The organism is Paenibacillus hemerocallicola, from assembly GCF_006265175.1.
Lineage (GTDB): Bacteria > Bacillota > Bacilli > Paenibacillales > NBRC-103111 > Paenibacillus_AB > Paenibacillus_AB hemerocallicola.
This window is the reverse complement of record NZ_VDCQ01000003.1, coordinates 232,767-256,119: the sequence shown is the minus strand read 5'-3', so window position 1 is coordinate 256,119 and position 23,353 is coordinate 232,767. Positions and strand designations below refer to the sequence as shown.

13 protein-coding genes and 1 pseudogene are annotated in these 23,353 nt (G+C 53.2%); 2 read left to right on the top strand and 12 right to left on the bottom strand.

Features of this window, described 5'->3' with window-relative positions:
• Positions 1–722: 722 nt before the first annotated feature.
• The gene (locus tag FE784_RS03660) at positions 723–1,055 is read left to right on the top strand and encodes a hypothetical protein (RefSeq protein WP_139600756.1); all 333 of its coding nucleotides are present in this window, start codon (positions 723–725) and stop codon (positions 1,053–1,055) included.
• Positions 1,056–1,074: 19 nt separating this feature from the next.
• The gene (locus FE784_RS03655; RefSeq protein WP_139600755.1) at positions 1,075–1,893 is read left to right on the top strand and encodes a helix-turn-helix domain-containing protein; all 819 of its coding nucleotides are present in this window, start codon (positions 1,075–1,077) and stop codon (positions 1,891–1,893) included.
• 67 nt (positions 1,894–1,960) lie between these two features.
• Here FE784_RS03655 and FE784_RS03650 read toward each other — a convergent pair whose 3' ends face one another.
• From FE784_RS03650 to FE784_RS03595, 12 genes and pseudogenes are all read right to left on the bottom strand, one after another.
• Entirely contained in the window at positions 1,961–3,253 is a 1,293-nt protein-coding gene (locus FE784_RS03650) for an ABC transporter substrate-binding protein (RefSeq protein ID WP_139600754.1), read from the bottom strand.
• A gap of 387 nt (positions 3,254–3,640) precedes the next feature.
• Complete coding sequence (locus FE784_RS03645; protein WP_176705948.1) at positions 3,641–4,702, bottom strand: GDSL-type esterase/lipase family protein; 1,062 nt, start codon at positions 4,700–4,702, stop codon at positions 3,641–3,643.
• A 227-nt stretch (positions 4,703–4,929) separates the two neighbouring features.
• Positions 4,930–6,231: a hypothetical protein gene (locus tag FE784_RS03640; RefSeq protein WP_246131888.1), complete on the bottom strand. Its 1,302-nt coding sequence runs from the start codon at positions 6,229–6,231 to the stop codon at positions 4,930–4,932.
• The gene (locus tag FE784_RS03635; protein ID WP_139600751.1) at positions 6,191–6,595 is read right to left on the bottom strand and encodes a hypothetical protein; all 405 of its coding nucleotides are present in this window, start codon (positions 6,593–6,595) and stop codon (positions 6,191–6,193) included. The genes FE784_RS03640 and FE784_RS03635 overlap by 41 nt, the downstream gene beginning before the upstream one ends.
• Before the next feature lie 346 nt (positions 6,596–6,941).
• Positions 6,942–8,210, bottom strand: a complete 1,269-nt coding sequence (locus FE784_RS03630) for a glycosyltransferase family 2 protein (RefSeq protein WP_246131891.1) — start codon at positions 8,208–8,210, stop codon at positions 6,942–6,944.
• A gap of 541 nt (positions 8,211–8,751) precedes the next feature.
• A pseudogene (locus tag FE784_RS42765) lies at positions 8,752–8,916 on the bottom strand (RNA polymerase subunit sigma-24); the annotation flags it as partial.
• A gap of 477 nt (positions 8,917–9,393) precedes the next feature.
• Positions 9,394–10,431: a Gfo/Idh/MocA family protein gene (locus FE784_RS03620; protein ID WP_139600749.1), complete on the bottom strand. Its 1,038-nt coding sequence runs from the start codon at positions 10,429–10,431 to the stop codon at positions 9,394–9,396.
• Positions 10,432–10,477: 46 nt separating this feature from the next.
• The gene (locus FE784_RS03615) at positions 10,478–12,451 is read right to left on the bottom strand and encodes an alpha/beta hydrolase family protein (RefSeq protein WP_176705946.1); all 1,974 of its coding nucleotides are present in this window, start codon (positions 12,449–12,451) and stop codon (positions 10,478–10,480) included.
• A gap of 133 nt (positions 12,452–12,584) precedes the next feature.
• On the bottom strand, positions 12,585–14,267 hold the full coding sequence (locus FE784_RS03610) for a family 20 glycosylhydrolase (RefSeq protein WP_139600747.1): 1,683 nt from the start codon (positions 14,265–14,267) through the stop codon (positions 12,585–12,587).
• A 55-nt stretch (positions 14,268–14,322) separates the two neighbouring features.
• Positions 14,323–15,054 (bottom strand): alpha/beta hydrolase family protein, encoded by a 732-nt coding sequence (locus FE784_RS42595; protein ID WP_218103741.1) that lies wholly within the window; start codon positions 15,052–15,054, stop codon positions 14,323–14,325.
• A gap of 772 nt (positions 15,055–15,826) precedes the next feature.
• Positions 15,827–21,949, bottom strand: coding sequence for a hemoblobin-interacting domain-containing protein (locus FE784_RS03600; RefSeq protein WP_139600745.1), 6,123 nt, complete (start codon positions 21,947–21,949; stop codon positions 15,827–15,829).
• Between the two features lie 38 nt (positions 21,950–21,987).
• Positions 21,988–23,325 (bottom strand): ABC transporter substrate-binding protein, encoded by a 1,338-nt coding sequence (locus FE784_RS03595; RefSeq protein ID WP_176705945.1) that lies wholly within the window; start codon positions 23,323–23,325, stop codon positions 21,988–21,990.
• Between the last annotated feature and the right edge of the window lie 28 nt (positions 23,326–23,353).

The window sequence follows — 23,353 nt, the reverse complement described above, 5'->3', positions numbered from 1 at the left end:
ATCGGTATCGCTCCACTGGTAACCCCATTTGAATTCGTCGTGCGCGAAGCGCCAAGTCAAAAAAAGGTTGCACTAAACTGCCCGTTCGCGCAATGACGGCTGCCCCGCGGCAGCCGTTTTGGTTTTGAACTATCGTTACTCTTTAACTTAATAAGCTGCCGCTTTCGATATACGAAAAGCCTACCGCGATTATGCGCATATGATTGTGTCGTAAAACGGTTATGCACATATGTTTGTGTCGTGACACTGCGACACAAACATGTGCTTTCAAATAAAAAAGCCCTAATTAACGGGATATTAAAGCATCTATGTTTGTGTCGCCGGACAGTCTCCTTAACCCAATCCACGCCGCTACCGCAGTCGGAATGTCGATAAGAACGTCAGCAGGCCCAAATCCAGCTTACTGCCTGAGTCGAATGCTGCTGCGTATTCCGGTGGGCATCGTATCGGACCGTTTCCACAAACGGAAAATTTTTATTATTCGGGCTTTTCTTCTCCGCTCTCGCCGGGCTGGGCATCCTCATTACGCATGAGCTAACATGGATTCTCATCCTGCGTGCGCTTGCCGGAGCTGCCGCCGCGATGTGGGTTGCTTCACTATTCTATTCGCTAGTTACTATCGCAAAGAGGAAACAACGAAGGCAATCGGCACTTTATCTACCTATACGTTTCTTGCTTCTGCTATAATGTTATTATGAGCCAAGCGAAGACGGTGAACCGCAATGCTCTTCGTAGACACGCCGCGGCGTCCGATTGACATGTTCAACCCCGACGGGACCCCCGCTTCCTGCAAAGAGACATTGACTTGGCATGAAGGCAGTTGGGAGCAAGGGGACGTCGTCGCTTCCATGGGAACGGCCTTTTACGAGATGTTGTACAATACGCTTGCCTGCGGAAAAGAGTTGGAAGTAACGCCGCAGCAGGTGCGTCGGCAAATTGCCGTCATCGCGCAATGCTACCGGCAAAACCCGCGTTTTGCCGCCGGGCCCATCCGGCAAACAAGTGCCAATTCAGGAAGCCATCCGTTAGTGGCTTCCCTTTTACAATTGGTTTGACAAGGGAGTTGGAACGGGGATGCAAAAATGGCGCATGGAACAACTTCTTCCGCAAGTACTTATTGTAACGAGATGGAACAATAAGAGCGAATTTCAATTCAACAAAGACAGCAATCAGCTATGGACCTTATTCGTCATCGAAAAGGGCAGCCTTCGTTTTCGTATTGCGACCAAACAAGGCATTGCGGGTTCGGGTGAACTGTTGCTCTGCCCGCCGGATATCCCTTTTGAGCGGGAAGTTTTGGAGCCCTTGTCCTTTCTGTCGATCTACTTCCGATTATTCATACCCGATGGAGACGAAATTCGGGAAGATCAATCGCTCTTGCCAGGCATGGCGGGCAAGCTGATTATTCAGGACTGGGGCCGTGTACTATCTTCCTGTTCATATATGGAACGATGGCGAATAGACAAGGATGAGCTCGGCCTGCAACGCAAGCGATTGCTGCTGCAAGATATATGGCAGCTACATGCGGTGGAGAAGGAGGAGGGAAGCCAGGGCAGCCACATGCCGCGGCCGGACGCTCTGATGGAACACGCCGAACAATGGCTGCGGGACAATCTGGCCTCAACTGTCAGCATCAGACGTATTTCCGATGAGCTTGGACTTAGTCCTGTACAATTTACCCGCCGGTTTCGCTCGGTCTACCAGGCAACGCCTTCGGATTATTTGTCCGCCTTGCGTCTCAGACGCGTGTGCCGTTTGCTCGCCGAAACTACTTTGACGCTTGAGCAGATCGCCGCAAAATGCGGCTATGAAAGCGGGCTATACGTTAGCCGTATATTTTCCAAAAAGATGCATATGAGCCCTTCGCAATATCGCAAAGCGCATCACTTATGAGCAAAAGCGCCCTTTAGCCGTTTTGACGGTGCAGGCGCTTTTGTCCGATTGATTTATGTCGCAAAGCTTATTTGATCCGTTCTGCTTCGATTAATTTGTTGATCGCTTCATCCGCCTGGTTTAGCGCCGTATTTACATCCATGCCGCCGGCTGCAAATTTATCGAATTCCTTTTTCAACAAGCTTTCGGCCTTGGAACGGTACATGGAGGCAGTAGGATACGGCACCGGCTTGCTTTTAAAAATATCTTCCACATGCTTGCCCGTAAGCGACGGGACGTCTTTGCCAAATTCGGCTTTCACTCCCGGACTGCGCAAAGTTGTGATAGCGCCTCCGCGGGTACGTTCGGTCTGGTATGCATCGGATGTCAATACGTCCAATACTTGCATCGCCGCTTCCTTATGCTTGCTCGTCTGTGTGATGATTGCCACGGATACGCTTGCATTCCCAAACGTATTTGGACGTTCCTTGAAGCTCGGATACTGCGTTACGTCCCAGTCCATGCCTTCTTTTTCGGCATCCGCCAATCGGCCGAAAATATTCAGTTGTCCTATCATGGCAAGCGTCTTTGTTTTCGTAAATTGATCCAGCGGCGCGCCTACAGGAGTATTGCCCGGAATGTCGTACATTTTTTTAACCAGCTCAAAGATCATCCTCCATTGATCCGACTTCACGGAAGCTTTCTCTGTTCTGTAGTCTACCGCCGCAATCGACAATGGCTGCGAAATCCAGATCACCCCGCTGCCGGGGTCGACCCCGCGATATTGCACGCCGCCTTCCTGGCGTGTCACACGTTTGGCCAACTCGTATACATCGTCCCAAGTCATGCCCGCCTTCGGGTAAGGCACACCAAACATATCGAAGATTCCTTTGTTATAAAACAATGCGTGAAATGTCGTTTCGTATGGAAGCCCATTTATGGCATTGCCATCCACCGCGTTACGTATATCGGCCATGTAGTTGGCTTCGAAACGCTCCTCGGGTACGTTCGCTTCTTTCATAAGCGACTTCAGATCATAAAGCAGTCCTTTGTCTTTGTAGGATTTCAGGTTGCCGTTGTAAGTGAAAATAATGTCCGGAATCATATTGCTGGCAAGCAGATTGTCCAGTTTGTTGCCCCCGTTTGAATTAAGCATATCCAATGTTACGTTCGGATACTTATTCTTAACATGTCGGCTTAAGGTTTCCGCGAATTGCTCGTCGTACGTCCCGTCTATCGCCGCAGTTACGGTTACAGGCTCTTGCTTCTTTACCGATGGTGTCGGATCTGCTCCTTGCCCCCCGTTTGCATCCTTTGGCCCACTGCAAGAACTTGCAAGTAAAACACATAATGCCGATGCCGCCATAAGTTTGGTTTTCATTTTAAAACCCCCTAGAAATAATAGTAAACGTTAACTATCTAATCGTATTCGAAACCGTTTTCATTTTCTATGCACGCAGACTTCGTTTTTCATGCACTCTATTTCAGCAGGGGTGAACAGTTTTTAGCGCACGAGGTCAAAGCACCCTGGCAGAGACGTTCTACCCCGGCTACCGGTACTAAACCACTTAATGATAATGAGGTCAACCAGTAAAATCCGGCTAACCTCATAATACGAAAAAGGCGGAATTTATTAAGCATCAGATCAACGAACTCTACGCCGAGATTGGAAAATTGTCCAGTCGATTGTCGTGGATCATAAAAAATCTGGCCTCAAACCTCTCTCGCGGCGGGTTGGATTTGACGCTTACCTTTCCAATTGTAATATTTACATACTCCTACAAATAAGCTTCCTCATAAACTTTGCCAAATGCTCGCCGATTTCGATCATTCCCTGATCGCTAGGGTGCAGCAAATCGTGCGATAAGCCATTGAAACTAGTCAGGAGCTCCTGACCATCGATATAATGCGTGTTCTGCAGCAGTGGATCGGCGGCGATGTCTCTCAGGATGCTGCGGTATTCATCCGCTGTGGATGCGTGAATACGGTTGGGCCAACTGTAGCCTAGATCATGAAAGGAAGGAAACAGCCCGATGCATACAAGCGGCTTGTCGGGGTTCCGTTCGGCGATGGTTCGAACCATATACCGCGCCTTAGCCTGAAACTCCTCGCCCGATACGCCTTGATTCAGCATGTTCACGGAAATGCATAATGAAGCGATATTCCAATCGTCCCTTTTCGCCATATAGTCCGCCAACTCCGGCTCGCAATAGGCCGTTCCCGACGCTCCCAGATTCAAGGCGTCCGCGAGAAGCCTCCATGCGGTTTGGTTGACATAGCTGAGCCCCGAGGCGTCGCCTTGCGTGATGGAGGTCCCATAAGCCATATAACGCAACTTCGGCAGCTCTGACGGCAGTGGAGGCCTCAGTCCTTCTCCCTGCGCTTTCAAAAGGTGAACCTCGCCTCCTTTGAACAGCAACCTGACGACCCTCGGAGAGAACGGATAGTCCGAGCCATGAAAGTCATCGCGGAACAAAAAATGCGGCGACGGCAAAGCGCACTCGATCGCGGTCGGCTCCTCGGTAACCGTAAAGCTGCCAGCGGCAAAATTGCCGAAATATAAATATGCCTGTACGCTGCCGCGGTAGCTTGCGAGTGTGATTTGCGCCGGCCCTCTTTCGTTCACAAAGCGAAGCTCGACACCGGAAGCCTGCCGATATTGCCGCTGTGAGGCATCGCGCAATCGGCTCCGCACCGATTCTGGTATCCGCTGCAGCAGCACGCCTGCTCGACCCGGAACAGCAACCGCTTCAGCTACATTAAATAGCTCCACATTTCCATAAATCAGATGAATCGCCTGCCTCTTATTCGGATTTTTCTGCAGAACCATCTTGTCTTTGTTGTAACAGAGCCTGTTCAAAAAGCTCATAAAGTCGGATAAAAAACAAAAACGCACCGGAGCAAAAAGTAAAATGGAAGTACCTATACGACCAAAATTACCTATTTGCGAGGTGCATTTTCATGGACTTGCAGCTTGAGCCGCTACCGTATCACTTCTATAACACACTCGGCTTTGATGCGGAACACATTGATTATGTCGATTGTACTCTTTATTTTCTATAGACAATGCGCCTTACAAACAACAGAGGGCGGGAGGCTGACCTCGCCACTTAGAACGGCCCGGTCTCCGGCAAGATGTCCCAGCTGTTCGGCTTGCGCCCGGATTGCTTCCCGGAGAAACCCATATTCCCTCCATCCGACATACACCATGTAAGCGGGCAAGACGGTCTGCATCTCGGCAAGCAGCACATCGAGCGCTTCCAAATCCCGTTCCAGCCGCTCGCCGATGGCGCCGAGCCCACTCCGCCCCGCCGCGGGGCCACGAGCGATCCGTTCGTAGGCGCGAACGGCATCAACAAGCCCTAGTAGCGCGTCGATCAGCCCGATGACCCTCCTGCATTCGAACCGGATGACCTCAAGCTCGTATTCCTTGCCCGCTGCCGGGCTGCCTCGCTCAAACGCCAGCAGTGCATTGCGGGCCAGCGTGCGCGTCACCCTGAATGCCTTATGCGTACCGTCCGTTGCCAGAACGCTGCGGATGATTCTTGCCGGATAGGGGCGGTAAGAATCGGAATTACCCGAAAATACGCCGATTTCCAGCAGCAGCACAAACGTGGACGAATATTCGAACAGCTTGCGCATCGCGCCCATGCCTTTGGCCCAGCGTTCCGCCTCGTTAGCTACGATCCAGCCGGCATACTGGCGGTCGAAATCGGCGATGTCCCTTTTCCGCGTATTCCAGCTTTTCTCTGCCAGGCAGGCCGTATTCCTGCGAAAGCTGGGCGAATACAAAGCATAGGCTACCGCGCCTCGGAAGGAATGCTCCACCCCTTCGTTGATCATATTTTCAATGTTGTCCACATTGTCCTGATAAAACATGCCCGGCAGCCAGCCCGTGCTCGGCGCTACCCAGCCTTCCGCGCCCCGAACCGCTTTGACCGGAAAAACCGGCATGGTGTAATTCCACCATTGAATGACGACTTTCCCGGCAAGCCCGCTTCTCTCCAGAACCAACTCGAACGATTCGTCGAATCCGGTCAAGCTGTCGGCCATATCGTGCCAAACAATCACCTTTTCCATTCCGTTATCGAGCAAATACCGCCCGATTTCAACCAAATAAAGCTCCAATAGCTCGCGCGGGGAATGCTTTTGCAAGTCTGTCTTGCACCAGCGGGATATTTCGTCCATGCCGATATGAAACCAATTTTGCCCGTAGGGCAGCATGTAACGATCGATTACCCGCTTGAGTATCCGTTTCAGCATGGGAAACGTGTCCGGATGCATCAACGAATAGCCCGAGCCTGTCGTCTCTCCCCACTCATTGACTGCCGAAATAGGCGGGTACAGTCGGGGCAGCAACAGTGAATGACCGGGCTCGTTGAATTGAGGAGCACCTTTCCGATTCGGTTCTCAGCTCCGTTCCTGCGGCCGTTTTCGGTACAGTCGCGGCTTCCCGTTCAACTGTCGTTTCCGATAGCCAAATCCGGTAAGAGCGGTCCCCTTCAGCATTAGCATGCTCCTCGGCATCAAAGGGCGGCGCCACATTTTTGCCGCTCCAATGGTTGGACAGCCAAGCGGTCAGTTGGCGTGAAGCCGTTTGTGTCACAGGAGCCGCCCGCTCCCCCGCTTCCACGATCACGGTCCGGCTTTTGTCCAGCTGGAGATTTCCGTGATAGCGCATCTGCTTCGGCGCCGGTATTAAGGTAGGAACCGTGTTTGCCATGATGACCTTCCTTTCCGGTTTATTCGATAACTATTCGTTTGTCCCCCCGTCCCGCAAGTCGTTTGTACATGCGGGTCTCCGCCGACCTCCGCCGATGTCGCGGGAGCTTGCACTTATCGTATTAAATTGCCGCTTCCTTGCCTATGGCCAATTCCTTCATGTTTTATGCACTTTGTTTCACGTTCGCCCGCAAGTCACCAAATATATACGAGTTATCAATCATCTCTCGAACTTCATCACTCGTTCTTGTCTTTGTCCATGACGCTTCATTGTATAAGTTCATTAAATCTTGAAAATGCTTTTCTGTTAGCTGAGATTTACAATATAGGTGCGATTCATCATTTTACTACCTTTCATGCACCGTTCGTCGCAAAGAATGATGAACCTCATCCCTGATCGTGATAGCTCTTGTATGAGCAATAACTTCCCATTTTCTCTTTTTCTTAACAATGGTCACAATATTGATGACTGTCCAGCTTAACAATAACAGGCCAAAAGAGCTTGCCCCTATGCCGAACCCTCGAAGGGTCCGCCTGGTACTTTTGTATTCGATGCAAACCGCTAGCAGAATGAACAGCAATATTCCCGCTAACAAAACGGCCGACAATAGCTGCAGGGAGTAAACATGCATGTTGCTACCCCTAACAACCGCTTGGCTCATGGCTGCAATTAACGAAATAATAAAAAGGATTGGCCCCATGTAGGTGACAGCCACATCGAAGCATACTCTGCATTTGCGACGAACGGATTGTTTTAATAAATCCTTCAGATAATAACGCGAACACTCGAAGGCGCCCGTGCTCCATCGTCTGCGTTGCTTCCATGATTGGCCAAAGGTAAGCGGCTGCTCGTCGTAAACGATGGCCCCGGAAACATAATGCACTCTTTCACCGGCGAGAACGCATTGCGCGGTGAACTCATAATCTTCCGAAATGGTTTTTGTGTTCCATCCGCCTATCTTTTCAAGGAACGCGGTCGTGACCATATACCCGGTACCCATTACAAAGCCTGAAAGATTCAACACTTCCCTGCTGGCATTATAAAATCGGCCAATGATCCAATAATAAATGGAATAACTTAAGGCAACCGCGCTGTCCAAAGGATTTTTGCTGTCTTTGAATCCTTGCGCGATATGAGCGCCTGCAAGTCTTGCATTGTTCATCTTTTGCAAGAAATCCGAATGCACAACATTATCAGCATCAAATACGCAGATCGCATCATATCGTTTGTCATACATGTACTTCTTTACGAATTGGGAAAGAACGTCGCCTTTGGTTCGAATTTCCCCGAACGGATTAAAAATTTCAGCGCCTTGCGCAGCGGCGATTACGTGGGTATTGTCCGTGCAATTGTTAGGAGCTATGTAAATCGTGTATAAATCAGCCGGATAGTTTTGTTGCTGCAAACTGTTTATCAAATTGCCGATAACGGCTTCTTCATTTCGAGCCGGCACTACCAATGCGAATCGCGTAACAGACGGCCGTGCTTTTATCGAGGCTTTTCTTTTCCTCACCTCTCCCCAAACTGCAAGAATCACAAAATAGGCTCCGTACAAACTCGTCAGTATGCCAAGCCATCCAATAACATGTCCAAATACCGCCAATGCAGAGAACATCACATGTATTCTCCCTCTGATTTTAGTCTTGCCTAATAAATCAAGGATAAGATACATATCTAAATTCCAAAGCTAAAAGATATAAACAAATCATAAACAATAGTCGTTCCTTCTGCACGGTTTCTCAAATCTTCATGGCATATTGATACGTTGAAGTCGCTCGATGACAAACAACCGATCACAAGGGAGAATATCAAATGATGGACAGGGAGTCGGATCACCGCGTATTACCGATGAGACCGAGTAATGTCGGCAGAGGGAAGGCAGTGACATAATCACCGACCTTCCTAAAGGTCAATGACCCGACAGCAAGTCAGAGACATAACCTTCCGTCTTGTAAGCGCCTTCCAAATCGCTCATTTTCACGACATAACCTTTGCCTTCATGGACGAAGGAAAACACGCTGCTCAAGTTGCCGCCGGCTAACGGCGTAATCTCGGCCGCAGTTGCGGGGAAAAACAAAAAACCATAGGAGACGCAAATGAACTTTCATTCACGCACATCTCCTATGGTTCATTGGCGGCCGCATTCGGTGACACGCTCATCTTCGGCCGGCCTCTTCTTTGACTTCGCATTCAGCGGCTCGCTTCAGCAAAAGCTCGCGTTCCATGGCATTCCGCGTCATCGAAGCCGCTCTTTCGAACTACTCCCTCGCTTCTCCGATTCGCTCCAGCTTCTTGAGCAGATCGCCTCTTACGCTCGGCAATTCCCGTCTCATGCGACCGGTACGCCGCTTCCACGACCTCTATGACGGATAATCCGTATTCGCCGTAAATCGTCAACTCCGTGCCATGCTCCACCGCATCGAGCTTATATTATTTAATATTGTATTGAGCAATAAATAGTTATAATACGAATTTAAAGTATGATTCAGACAAAACTTCGCTCCCGTTGATACCAGATTATCAGGCCAGAAAGCACAGCGAGGCCGCCGATCCCGTCGGCAGCCTCAGCCTCCTACATATATGAAACGTTAACAATAAACCCTTATATTACGCGTCAACCTGCCGCAGCTACTGCGGGTTGTGCAGCTGAAGAAGCTCTTCGATCAGAACGCCGTTTATCCGAAGACCTCCTATGTAACACTGGATGGATGTGCTTAACCTGAATAGGACCTGAACAGTGAAATAACGCTCCATGAATTATTTGATATATCCGACAAGCGTATTCCTTCATCGAATGTTCAATTCTCCCAGGCACAAGCCTGGGGCTTAATTTTTGAGTTAGTCGCCGAAGTGGATAGAACTGGCTGCTCCGTTCCCGTCTCATGCGACCGGTACGCCGCTTCCACTACCTCCAGGACGGATAATCCGTATTCGCCGGAAATCGTCAACTCCGTGCCATGCTCCACCGCATCGAGCAGCGCGGTCCATTGCCCGATAAACGGATCGGCAAGCTTCGGGACGGGCACCGGCTCATAAGCGCCTCCCTTGCTCAGGAGCAGCTCTTTGCGCTGACGGATTCGAAGAGTGCCTTTCGTGAACAGAAGAACCGTCTCGTTTTCCGGGGCATTGTCATAGCCGCCTATCGTCGCATGGACCGGCACCCCCTCCGACGTTTCCATGAACAGGGAACCGCTGCCTTCGACATTTCCCCGCTGCCCGTAATGCGTCAGCTTCGCCTTCACCTTGACGATGCGGCTGCCGGTCATCCATTGGATCCGGTCGATGGAATGGCTGCCCAAATTGATGACGACCCCGCCTCCCGACCGTTCTTTATCCAGAAACCATTCGGGCCGGCTTTCGCGGAAATAGGCGCCGCATCGCCGGTCGCTGATCTCGACCAGTTCCCCGAGCTCGCCGGACTGGATTAACGCTTTGGCCGCGACATGCTCCGCGAAAAACTGCTGCATGTGCCCGATGGCGATCAGCACGCCGTTCCGCTTCCCGGCCTCGATAATTTCCATGCACTCCGCCGCGTTCAGCGCCATCGGCTTCTCGAGCAGCACATGGCAGCCTTGCTCGGCACACCAGATCGCCGCCGGACGATGCAAGAAATGCGGCAAATTGATGATGACGATATCCGGTTTTTCCTTCAGAACCATGTCCCGGTAATCCGTATATGCGGTGGCGCCGTGTTCCGCCGCCCACTCCCGCGCCCTCGATTCCACGAGATCGGCGATTGCCGTCACCCGGCTTCTGTCGGTCTTGCGTATCGCTTCCAAATGTATCTTTACGATTTGACCCGCGCCGATAATGGCGACCGAGTACGGTTTTTCCATATTCGCTCTCTCCCGATGTGACCGATTGTTGTTACTATTTATCAGATTAATCCCGATTGCTAGGTGTGCTGGCCCGCCAACGCCGCAGATCGGGCAGATCGAAGTAGCGCAGCATGCCGGGGAGAAGAACGGCCTCGCTATCCAAAGCATCATAGTAGCGCGAGCCTACCCATTCCGCCATGCTGTCGACGCCGTTCTCGATCTCGACAAGCTTTAGCCGCCCGTCCAGCACTTCCGCCAGCTCCGCGTACAAACTGAACCTTCCTTCCGCGTACAACCGAATATCTGCGTTGGTCTTCCCGCCAAGCAGCTCGACTAGATCAATCGAGCGCACCACATCGAATATCCTGAGAGCGGCCAGGCTATCATCCAGCCAGAACAGGTCGGTCGTCAATTTATGGACTGTACCGTAAAATTCATGGATGCCGCCTTTTGCGGTGATGCTGTTCGGAGTTATCGCCCCGTCGCCGGATACGTCCAGGACGAGTACCGCCCGCCCGGCCCTGCATGCTTGGCGAAGCCAGTCCAGATGCGCTTCTATACTTCTAGTGCCTCGCTGCCACAGGGCGATCGTGACCGGTGCGGCCTGATCCACGCCGTCTTTGCTGCGGAACATAAATCCGTGATTGAACAGTCCCGTCTGGCTCCACCAAAGGAGGCTTTCCACTGTCAACTCCTCGTCGTCCAGCGACCCCAGCGGCAATCGCCGGGGATTCAGCGAGCCTGGTTTGCGTTCGCTGTACACGCGGTCGCGCAGCCAGGCTAACGCCTGATCCCTCCTTTCGTGATCCGGCCGGGAAGCGGTGTCGTTATCCAGTTCCGCCAGACGGCTCAGATTCTCCTCATGGACGCCGCGCACCTCGACCCGATCGCCGCGAACTTGCCCGCTTGCCGTGCACTGCAGCCTCTCGGGTTCGATCGGCTCGATGTGCTCCCAAAAGCAATCGGGAACCTTGTCCAGCAAACACTCGCTGAAAAAAGCGGCGGCTGCCTTCGCCATCGGCGGCGAATACGTGTGAACATCCGCGTCTTCAAATAGCTGCAAATGATCCGGCTCCCCGAACAGCTCCCAAAATCGCTTGGTCCGTTCCACGGTTCTTCTCGTGCCTTCTATAGGGAAGAAATCGTACTCTGCCGCCAACACAAGCACGGGTCGAGGTGCCATCGACATCAGCAAATCCTCATGATCCAGCCCCAGTTTCGACATCCCGGGCCATATTTGCTCTGCATCCTGCGCCTGCCCGGCATGCATGTACGTTTCCCGGTTCATCAGAAAGGCGGCCGGCGCTGCGGCGGCGATACGAGAATCGCACAGCATCATCAGGCTCGTTTGCGTGCCTCCGCCGGAGCAGCCGGTGACTCCGATTTTGGCCGGGTCGACCTCTGGACGCGCGCACAAATAATCGATCGCCCGAATCGAGTCATGAATAAAGTAACGGACGAGGTTATCGCCAAGCGGCAAGCACTGTCTGCCGACATGCTCATGTTCCCGAATCGATGGAGCAACATGAGTCTTTCCCGTCTCGCGATCGTAATAGCTTAGCCGCTCGCCTTGACCGATAGGATCAATCGTCAGCACGATCAAACCGGCGCGAACGAGATGCAGCGACACCGTCTGATACAGATCGGCTTGCTTGGCCATCGGGTTATGTCCGCACAAATGCAAGACGGCGCCGGAAGGCGAATCGAGTCCGTCCGGAATGTACAGATTGCCCGTCACCCATTGCCCGTGCCTTGATTCGAACATCACGTTTTCGACCGAGTACCCGTCGCCGCGCCAAGTCCCGGTCGTTTGCGGATGAAGTGGCGTATCGAACGGTGGCAGGCCGCCGATCGAACGGATGAACGACTCGCGCATAAGGTTTAGATGTTTTTCCAACTGCTCAATGGTTGCGATATTGTCTCTGGCCCGGTCACCCGCAGCAAAAGCGTCCGTCGAACGCGTATAGATATGCTGCTTCAGTTGGTCCTTCGTATCGTAAATACTCACTTGAAAACGTTCCAAATCGCTTACTTTCATAATGCCGTTCCTCCATTTCGATACAAAGTCTGCCTTCATTCCATATAGTAGCGCAGGTTTTGCATGCCGAACATATATCGTAAGAAAAAAAATCCGCGAATGTCGCGGATCAGCAAAAACGACAACTAACCTATTAATGCGCCAGCATCTTCCATCGGCGTCCCGCAAACGGAACCGACGGATTGATGCGGATAAACACTTCGAAGTTGACGAGTCCGCGTCGGCCGCTCTTGCCCGTTTCCAACTCGTCCGCCATTCTGCGGATATGGCCTTGTCCTTCCCGCACCCACCACGATTCATAGTCGGCGCTGTCTTCCAATTCGATGGACAACTCTGCCCAGCGGATCAGCGCCCCCATCGTTTGCTCCATCTGACGCAAGCATTTCACACAATCCGCAAGACTGGAGGCGTAACGCTCCTGATCCAATCCTTGATGCCTGGCCGCCTGGTTGTAATGCAAACCGGCTTGTTCCAGCTGATCGAGCAGGTTCAGGACATGGATAAACAAATGTGTCCATTCCAGCAGCATACGCGGCTCTTCCTGCCGGCTCTGCGCCTGGCTGTGCATCCTCTCGGCAACATGGACGGCTTTTTCAAAAATCGTCCGGAGCTCCGCTCTGACCTTGGGCGTCATCCATTTGCGTGCATCGTTGAGAACCGGCAACGGGTTCTCCATCCGGAACACATCGCGAACAAACAGACGAAGCAGCTTATACGGCCGATTGTTGTAGCCCTGGACCGCGTTTCTCACGCCATCGTCGGTGATCGCTTCAAACAGCAGCACCTTCTGTACCTGAACGTCCACCAGATCATACCACTCTGCCAAACCGTTGGTATCGACTCCCCATTCCAGACGAGTATACTCGCGCATAAAATCCATACCCTGGCTTTTTTCCCCGGCGAACAGCTTGCCTTGCAAATAGAGCCACGGCCAGGAGGTCGTGAAGAAAGTCCCCGCCTCCGTCCCCCATACGCAAAGAATAGTGCCCAGCGCCTCGTCACCGAAAACATCGAGATGGTCTTGATAAAATGCGGTAATATTCATCGTGCTGTTGACGGATACGACCGGGTTTCCGTAGAAATGGTTGATTGCTGGAAACGCGACTGTTTTTTTGCCGGCATTTTTGAGCGTTTGTTGGCTTTTCACATTGCTCAAACCTTTGAATTGCGGATCGGAGAAGTAGGCCCAGTCGCAAATGATCGCTTCATCCGGGATTCGGGCGATCGTCTCCTCGTTTTTCAAAAACATATCGCCCCACAGCAGCGGAATGCGCCCTTTTCGCTTCACCAACTCGATCATATGGATGACGCGGTCCGCCGCTATGGCAAAGCGCTGCTCCTCGGGAATATCCAACAATTGGTATTTCGTGTAAATTTCATCGGCGCCAATATGAATATATTTGGATTTGAACGTGGCAAAAATATCCGCATACAACTCTTCCAGCAGCTGCAAGGAGTCCTTGCTGTCGACAAGCAATTGTCCGACGGCTCGAGTCTGGCCTGTCGGGTCTGCGCACATATGCTTGTAAGCCTCCAGAAAGCCAAACCCTTCCGTATGCCCGGCTATGTTTACAAGAGGAACCAGATCCATGCCGAGCTTTGCGGCCACCTCATCCAACCGCTGAATATCCGCCGGAGTCAGGCTTTCGTTCGTTCCGATTGCCGGATGCGAAGGAAATTGAAAGCAATGTTCGAGATAAAGCACGAGCATGTTGTAGCCATAACCGGACAAGCGAACCATCATCTTTTCAATGTAGTCCGCGCCGCCCTTCATTCCATCCGAAACGTCATACATAAATCCTTTGATTTGTACCATGAGTTGGAATCTCCCTTTGTCTCTGTATTTTCGACCAAATCCGTAGAGTGTCTGTCTACTTTTTCAAAAAAGCTTCGAACTGGGCAAGCACTTGCCGATGCGAGCAATTAAGCAATGCAGCCTCGTCAATGGGAGCGCCCGTCTGCTTGGGAGGATACACATCCCAAAGCTGCACATCATCGGGAAATCGTTTGCCGCTTAAACGCATGGCGAGCTCGTTTGTCGTAATGGCATGCTCGGGTACCGTTTCCCAGCAATGCTGGGATTCGTCCAACACGTCCCGGGTATCATCCTCCATTTCTTCCGCAGGCAGCAGTCCCAGATGCTCCGCCATAAATTCGGACAATTTCATCCTCCTGTACGAATCCCATGAGTGAGTACCGGGATAAGCGGCATATTGAAACCATTGTTCGGCTCCGACTTCGGCGTAAGCGTATTTCACCTTTCGCATGACCGTATAAAATAGATCTTGGGGAAAAATGCGATCGAGATCTCCCTGGAACAAAAACAAGGGCTTCGGAGCGAAAGCTCCATACAATTGCCACATTTCCAGTTCCCCGACGATATCCGGAATAATATTGCAGCTGCAATGCCCTCGTTCCTTGCAACGCGCAACATACTCGAAAGTAGACGGATATCCGGATGAGGAGAGCACGGCCAATTTGTCGCTGATCGCAGCCAGAAAGCACGTAAGCGTACCGCCACCCGAATTTCCTATCGCCCCTAGCCTGCTTTCATCGAATCGACTGTCCTGGAGCGCCCATTCGATCCATGCCAACGTTTCCATCGCGATCAATCCTTGGAAGCTTATTCCACAGGCGAACGGGTGGACTACGGAAGCATGGCCCATCCCATGTCGTTCCCCATGGCCCATCACGTCGGGAACCAGTACATAAGCACCTTGTCGAGCAAGTCGGATCGCCGCCGCTTGATACCCCGGATTCAGCTTGCCATGGCCGCCATGACCACAACACAACAAAATCAGGGGCAACGGCTGTTTCGAATTTTTGGCCTGTTCAGGAACATATAGATGCGCCGCCCCATATACATCGACCCAGGAACGAAAAGTTAAAAACTGAATCGAACATTCGTTTTTTGGGACTATCCGAACATGATCGATTTGGATCGACGGAATATATTCCTCACGAATTCCTAGCGATTTCCGCGCCAAATTGACAATTTCCTGTCTCTGCGCTGGTACCCATGGTTTGCGCATAGGCATCTTCGCGATAGCGGTCGCTATTCTGCGTTCATAATAATCATAGGCGTCAAACCATGATGCATGCTCATCGTTCATTCCTATAAAACTCCTCATGTTTAATTATTTGGCCTGTACTGCCCGTAATTGTTCCAATATTTTGGCCTGGGCTTCTTCCGCTTCGCGGAAAAATGGCGGCGAAAAACTCGGCTGAACAAAGCGGAAGCCGCCTCCGCTCGCTTTCGTTTTTCGCCGCACGTTCAAGACGCCTTACCGTCCATCCAGGGCGTGTTTGCAATCCTTCTCCGCTGCCACTCTCGGATTCGGCCCATTCGCCGGTTTGCAAACACGCCTTATCAGGCTACTCGTCAATCGTCACTTCGACCGCATCCACGTTAATCCATTTCGTCTCGACTACTTCTACCCGCAGGACGTGTATGCCTTCGGTCAGCAGGCCCGTATCGTAAAGCTGCTGCTGGTTGCGGATAGTCGGACTGGTGTAGTTGATTGTCGTCTGGTAGACGCCGTCGAGGTATATCCGGGCTTGCCCGTAGGTGTCTCTGGTGCTGCCGATCAGCACCGCCCGCTGACCGTAGAACGGAATATCCGCATAAGCACCGACTTCGCGCGACATCTTCAGCGTGCCTTGCCGATATACGGAACCGGTATAAGCGCTCCAGGAGCCGTTGTAGGAGATTGACGGACTGGTATCGTCCAGCAACGTCGCCGTCGGATCAACGATCGTCAACACGTCCTCTGCCGCAGAGATGCGCCCTTGCGAATTGATCACATAAATTTTGTATGTGCCGGGGGCAAAGCCAGTCGAGTCAAACGATACCGCCCCTCCTGCCGATACAGCCTCCGCTGCGCCGTTCGCCGCTTCACCCGCCGTCTCGATCGCCTCCCGGGTTGCAGCCGTTGCGGCGGGGACCAAATAGAGCATTCCATCCACCGCACTGGAAACTTCCACAACCTCACCGCTGCTGATCAAGTCTGCGGTAAGCAGAGACGGCGGGACGATAATCGTCACTTTCAGGGCATCGAAGCCGATCCATTTTCTCTCCGTCGCTTCGACGCGCAGCACATGAATCCCTTCGGTCAGCAGACCGGTATCGTATAGCTCCTGCTGGTGCTTCAACGTAGGGCTGGCATAGTCAATCGTCGTCTGGTACACGCCGTCGAGATAGATCCGGGCCAGCCCGTAAGTATCTCTGACGGTGCCCAGCATCACCGCTCGCTGGCCGTAGAACGGAATGTCCGCATAAGAGCCCGCTTCGCGCGACATCTTCATCGTGCCTCCGATATAGCTGGAACCGGTATAAGAGGTCCAGTCTCCGCTGAACATCGTCACCGGACTGGTCTCGTCAATCTGTACGGCCGAAGCGTCGATGATCGTAACGCTGCCGGAGGCGGCGGACAGCTCTCCGTCGGCATCAATCGCATACAGCACATACTTGCCTACGGCAAACCCGTCTGTCGCGAACGCCGCGGGCATTTCCGCCGACACGGCAGCCCATGCGCCATTCGACGCCCCGCTCGCCGTCTCGATCGCTTCCCGGGTTGCAGCCGTTGCGGCGGGAACCAGATGAAGCGTTCCGTCCACCGTGCTTGCGGCCGACAACTCATCCCCGATGGCCAGCAGTCTCGGAGTCACACCTGTTACGGCAATCGGCATCATGTGGTGCAGACCAAGCGATACGTAGACACTTTGACCGACTGTGACAGGCCATGCTTCCGAGGTCGACCGCATATATCCCGGTTTGGATACCGTCAGCCTGCGGTTGCCTGCGGGCACTTGCCCCAATGTAAAGCTTCCCGCTTCATCCGTCGTTGCCGAGAGAGAGTCATAGCCGCTTACGCGTACCGTAGCTCCTGGCAGAGGCAGCAGATCCGGACCGTACACGCTCCCCGTGACTGTGCCGGTTGCCGATGGGGCCGGCTCATGACGGCGGACCGTTAGCGTGTAGATTTTGCTGGAAGCGTCTACCGCCGTAACCTTGATCGGCAGCGGATTCCACCCGTCTGTCAAGATCAGCGGGATTGCCGCGCCGTTGGCATATACTTGACCGGCAACCGTAATGACGGCAGTCGGATCGTAGGTCACGGCTGTCACACTGACTTCGTATACGTCGCTGGTCACTGTCGCCGCGTATGAAGTGTTCCAGGGCGAGAAAGCCGGGCTTATCGCCCCACCGCTGAGTGTCAGACTGCTCAGAGCCGATGTGCCCGTAACCGGCTGCTCGACGCTTGCGTGTCTGTAGCCTGCCGCGGCCACCACGACCAGATATTCGCCTTCCTCGGCAAATACGCCTGGAACAAACTGGATTTGACCTGCCGACAGCGTATAAAGCGCATTCGGGACAGTCTCGCCGTTAATGGTAACGGCCGTAATGCCCGACCGCCACAGTGCGGAGTCGGCAAAAGTCAACCGTACGGGCTCTCCCGGATAAACAACATTATCGTGCGACTGCAGCACAGGCGGTGCGAGCAGTCCCGCTGCTTGCCCGGCCTGCACGGACATCTGCCTGACATCGGTCAGCGTCACATTGTCCCGAGTCACTTCCACCCGCATGGCAGCAGTCCCTTCGCCGACGGCCGTAGCCTGACCCAGGGCGTTCACCGCCCATACGGGGGGGTTGCTGCTGGAATAGACCACGTTTGCGCCAGCCAAGCCGACCGGGCTTCCGTCCGCACCAATCCCGTTTACTTCCAATTGAACCGACTCTCCCGCGAACCAGTCCCTCTTCGGGATCTGCAACGCTACCGCGACAGCCGCCTCATCGTCCTGGATATGGATCGGCGCGATTTCGAACGTATGCACACCGCTCCATTGCTTGTGCGGGTAGTACTTCTGTTCGGAGCTTCCGTTCAGGTTGATTTCGAACCCGGGATCATGCTCGGCCAGGACGATCGCCGTCTGTCCGCCCGGAGCGCTCCGCACGTCGCCGATTTCGTATCCTCTGGTGGTTCCGTCCGGATGCTTGACCGTCACATAGTTTCCAATAACCGATGCCGGGACCGGATTCGTTGTAAGCAGCGCCTGATACGGATCGCCGTTGGCCAGCCGCAGGGTGCCTGTTATCGTTCCCGATACGATTTCAGTCCCCGTTACTTTCCGGTCTCCCTTTTGCAGCAGAGTACCGCCGACCAGAGACATCTGCTGCACGACTCCGTCCACGAGACGAATGAAGCCCATCTCCCCCTGCATCTTGATCTCGCCGATCTGCAGCAGGCTTTGCGGATGACGCGGATTGCTGAGAATGATATCCGTTGTATTGCCGTAGATGATCTGTACGGCGGAGGCCCCTTCCACCGGAGCATCCGGCGTCAGCCGATCGACCGCATCGATGCGCGGTCCTCCATGGCCGCTGTACGGCTCAAGCACGGTCGTAAAGGTACTCGTCAGATTTGTCCCTTCTCTGCGCAGCACCAGCTTCGGCATATCGTACAGATCGGCCAAGTCATTGGTGTCCCCTTCCGAGCCGATCAGGCGGGTCATGCGAATGGAAGGCGATCGGGCCAGGAACAGCTCATTGTTTCCCGCCTCCAGCAGACCGGTAATGTTCATTTGGGGCTGTTCCTGTCCGTCCTCGTACGCGACCATCTTTACCTGATACCGATCGTCCTGAAGCTCAGCCCGTTTGACATCATTGATATCGATATAGCCGTAATAATGACCTTCGGCATGCCCGTGTTCATAGGCATTTTCCGCCCTCCGCACCTCGGTTCCCGGCGGAAGCAGATAAGGTCCGTAATCGGTTAGCGGCGCATTTGTCAGGAACGCCGCATCGCGGTTCGCTTCGCCGTTCAGCGTGTATTCATGGCGGTCGCCACCGGATACGCGGAACAGATCGAGTATATACCCTTCGCTTCCGCTGCCGTCCGGAAAAGGCACAAACCAAGGCTCCCGGCTGTATTCCCCGGTCTCGGCATAGGCCGGCGCGCTCGCCCGCATCACCTGGAACGTATCCAGCGGGACAAACCGCTCGATCGTTCCTCCTTGCTGCAGCAGACTGGTATCCACTTCCTTGCCGTTGACCACAACCGTATTATGGCTCATCGTCGTGATCGCGAAGTATCGGTGCTTGCTGTACGTATACCCCAAGTCCGGGAGCAGCTCCTGCCCTTGGGCGAACAGTGTCAGGTTCAGCGGATCGCGATGGGTATGACCGTATCTGGGACTGAATTGCATGTACAGCTGCGTTTGACCGGCTCCCTGCCCGGCTGTAAACTTGCCGATCCCCGCTGCCGGCATCAACATGGAACCGGTATTCAGATCAGGCTGTGAAGCCACATCATTGGCCCATGAGTCTCCGGTCGGCAGCACTTTTCGGTTCGGATAAGCGAGCCGGTTCGCAATCTGCGCGGCTTTTTCGGTAATCGGCACTTCCAAAGCCAGATCGAGATTGTCGAAGCGCTTGCCGGTTCGCGGAGACACATACCCCGGAGGATCCGTCCAGCCCTTCAGTCCGTTCAAGGCGTTAATCAGTCCGTTGGTCGCTTCCTTGTGGTAGCTTAAAGCTACTTCATTCCAAAAGCCGTCCGACAAATATTGCCGGTTGATATATTTCAACATCCATTCCACGGTCCGATGAATGTAATCCGGCTCATTCAGCGCTTTGCCGGCAGCAGTCAATCCAAGCCAACTGATGTAGTCCTGATTGCTCAACACAACCGGATACGCCAGCACGAACTCGATCGAAGGAATGAACATTTCATCCACAAGCCTGTTTTCTACATCCTCGCCAATCTCCAGGCTGAGCAGCTCCAGGGCATTGGTCTTCTTTACATCGACGAAAGCCGCGATCAGGTTGCTTACCTGGCTCAATTCCGATAAGGACCAGCGAGTCCACATGCCTCCCGTGTAATTAAACGGAGGACCGGAGGTGATGCTGATCGGAAAGTTGTGCGATCTTGTATCCGTCGTAGGCACGTAGCCCTCATAAGCCTCCGCAAACCGGTACAGGATGCGCGCCGCGCCCAGCGGATCGGATTTGGCGATCGTAGTCAGCTTGCTGATCGCGCTCAGTCGTTGCAAATACCACAAATGCGCCGATATGAAATAACGAGTGCCGGCCTCATCCTCATAATACGGATACTCCTGAATTTCTCCCTTTTTGTTGCGCGCCGTCAGCACCTGATCTTCCGGGTACAACGCATTCGGGTAGATCGTACCGGTGCTTTTGGCAATCAGATGCTGTCCGTCCGGCGATAGCGTATACAGACTGTCCGGGTTCAGCTCCGGCATCTCGGGCAAGCCGACGAAGCGAAATCCGCTCCGATCCGGGATCAGATCGAGCACCGCTTGTACAGCCGGGGATGCCTCCGCATAAGTGATCTCGGTCACGCTGCCGGTGGGGGGCGGCGCAGCCCCGGCGGCAGCGATGCCTGCGGCAATAATAGCTTCCCGATCGAAGGTCAGGATGGCAACAGCGCCGTCTGCGGGAACCGTTGTATAGGCCACGATGCGCAGTTGGTACAAACCGTCCTCAAGCGGCCCGGGATGCTCGAACAACAGATTCACGCGCGAGCCGTCCACAGTCGGAGTCACTTCGTCCAGTGCCAGCCATTGCCCGGTAGGCGTTTTCCATTCGAGCTGGAAGCGATCCCACGACGGGTCGGTTTTTTCGAACGATAATTGTTTTTCCTCAAACCCTGTATAATCCAGCTTCCAGTCCACCGGCGTCCATGCATCGCCAAGCGGAGGCCGGGTGAAGAAGATGCTGCCCAGCCGGCCATGGTCGACAACGTTGGCCGTGTACGAAATGTTCCGGCTGGAGTCGTTGAAGCGGGAAGTCAGGAGCGGCGCCCAAGAGACAAGCGGTTTGGTCTCATAATTGTAGACATGAATCACATTGATCCGCCATTCATCGCCGGGCGTAATGGTTGCAGGGCCGAATGCCGACAGCGGAATCGACGCCTCGACCGTAAAGGTTTCGGAAACGGCATCTGCTTCGGTCTCGTAAGCCACGCCCTCCAACTGCACCCGCTTCTGGATGGCTGGGGATAATGCGAGCCCCGGATTCCATTCCGTAGTCGTATTCCTGTCCAGCGGATTGATCGGAATCGTCGCCACATAATGGGCGTCGCCGGACGGCTGCGTGCTGATGACCAGTTCAATCTTGTCAATCGCGACCTGTTCATCCCCAGGCAACGTCGCGCCCACGAACAGATGGGTATCGCTGTAAGCCAGCTTGTACTCGGGTCCGGACTCAACAGGCTGATTGGCATAAACGGTGCGGAAATCATCCAATACGGCTGCTTGCAGCCAGACGGATTCATCCAGACTTCCGTCGATTACGGCACCGTCATTCCATTTTGGGACGACCGCCCATTTCTTGTCATAACCCGACACAAGATGCTCCTCCCCGGGCGGGTCCAGCTCGGCGCCATAAGCGGCAGGATACATCGGAAGCAGAGAAGTGAGCAAGAGAACGATCATGCCAAGTGCAACAGTTCGCTTCGCTTTCAAACGAATGATCATTTGACCATCACCCCTTCATTCCTTGGAATGCCTTCTTTTCACTTGCCGCCCAATATTTTGCTTACCTCGGCGGCATACTGCTCATCCGCTGCGCGCAAAGCGGTATTGATATCGGACTTGCCGGTGACGACATCCGTGTAGGCTGTCTGAAGCGGTCTGTTTCCGGCAGTAGTCGTGAGCAATTGTTCAGGTGTGACAATACTTGGAGGCGCGAATTTTTTGGGAACCAAAGCCTGCAAATTTTTCGACCGCAGATAAGCGATGTCCTGTCCAAATTCTTTCATGGCCACATCCCGGTCCTTCAGGATCGGCAGCAATCCTTGTCGCGCGATAGACTTTTGGAACTCGGCGGATGTCAGATAGGCCATCACCTCAAACGCTTGTTCCTTTACCTTGCTGTTTTTCGTAAGGTAGAAATAAGTCGGGTAGGCTTGCGGTCCGATGTCCGGCTGTTCTTTCATCACCGGATAAGTAGCCACATCCCAATTCAACGTATCCTTTAAGGTGGAAATCCCGTAAACCGAGAAATGCATAAACATGGAAGACAATCGATCGGTCGTAAACATGGCTGCTTGCCTGCTGGCAGATGCGTTGTCTGCCGTAAGTTGATTACCGGGAATAGCGGCGAACTGCGTCAGCTGCTCCAGCTGCTTGCGGAAATTGTCGCTGGCAAAATTGGATTTGTGCGTAACCGGGTCCAAATAATTGGCGCTGTACTGTCCCAACGTCCGGGCAGCCGTAAACCACATCGTAAGCCCCCGATATTGGAGGCCGCCATCGGACCGCGACATGACTTTCGTCAGCTCCGTCAAATCATCCCAAGTCATGCCGTCCTTCGGATAAGCAACGCCGAACTTGTCGAACAAATCTTTATTGTAATATAACGACATGGAATTGTTGTACACCGGCAGTCCATATATTTTACCTTTGCCCAGTGCACGCAAGTTATCGACGACTGCAGGCTCCAACGGACCCAAGTCATACTTGTACTGCTTGATCAAATCGCTGATGTCATACTCCAGTTGGAACTCTACAAGCGCGGTAGAAGAGCCGATCGACAAATACATCACGTCCGGGATTTGTCCGGTCGCTACCAAATTGCTGATTTTAGTAGCATCGCTTAAAGGAATGAACTTCGGTGTGACATGCGGGAATTTTTGTTTGATTTTCTCTCCGAACAACTCATTGAAACCGGTTTCATTGAAATCGCCGCCAGTGGAATAAAACGAAATCTCGACCGGTTCCTTTTTCGCAACCGGCGTCTCGACCGGCTCCGACGTATTGTCCGCCGGTTTCCCCCTTCCACTCGTACAGCCCGCCATCAATGCTGCTATGACGGATACGGCAACAACCCATTTCCCTTTGCCAGCCAACATCAGACCAACCCCCATTTTTGAATAAATG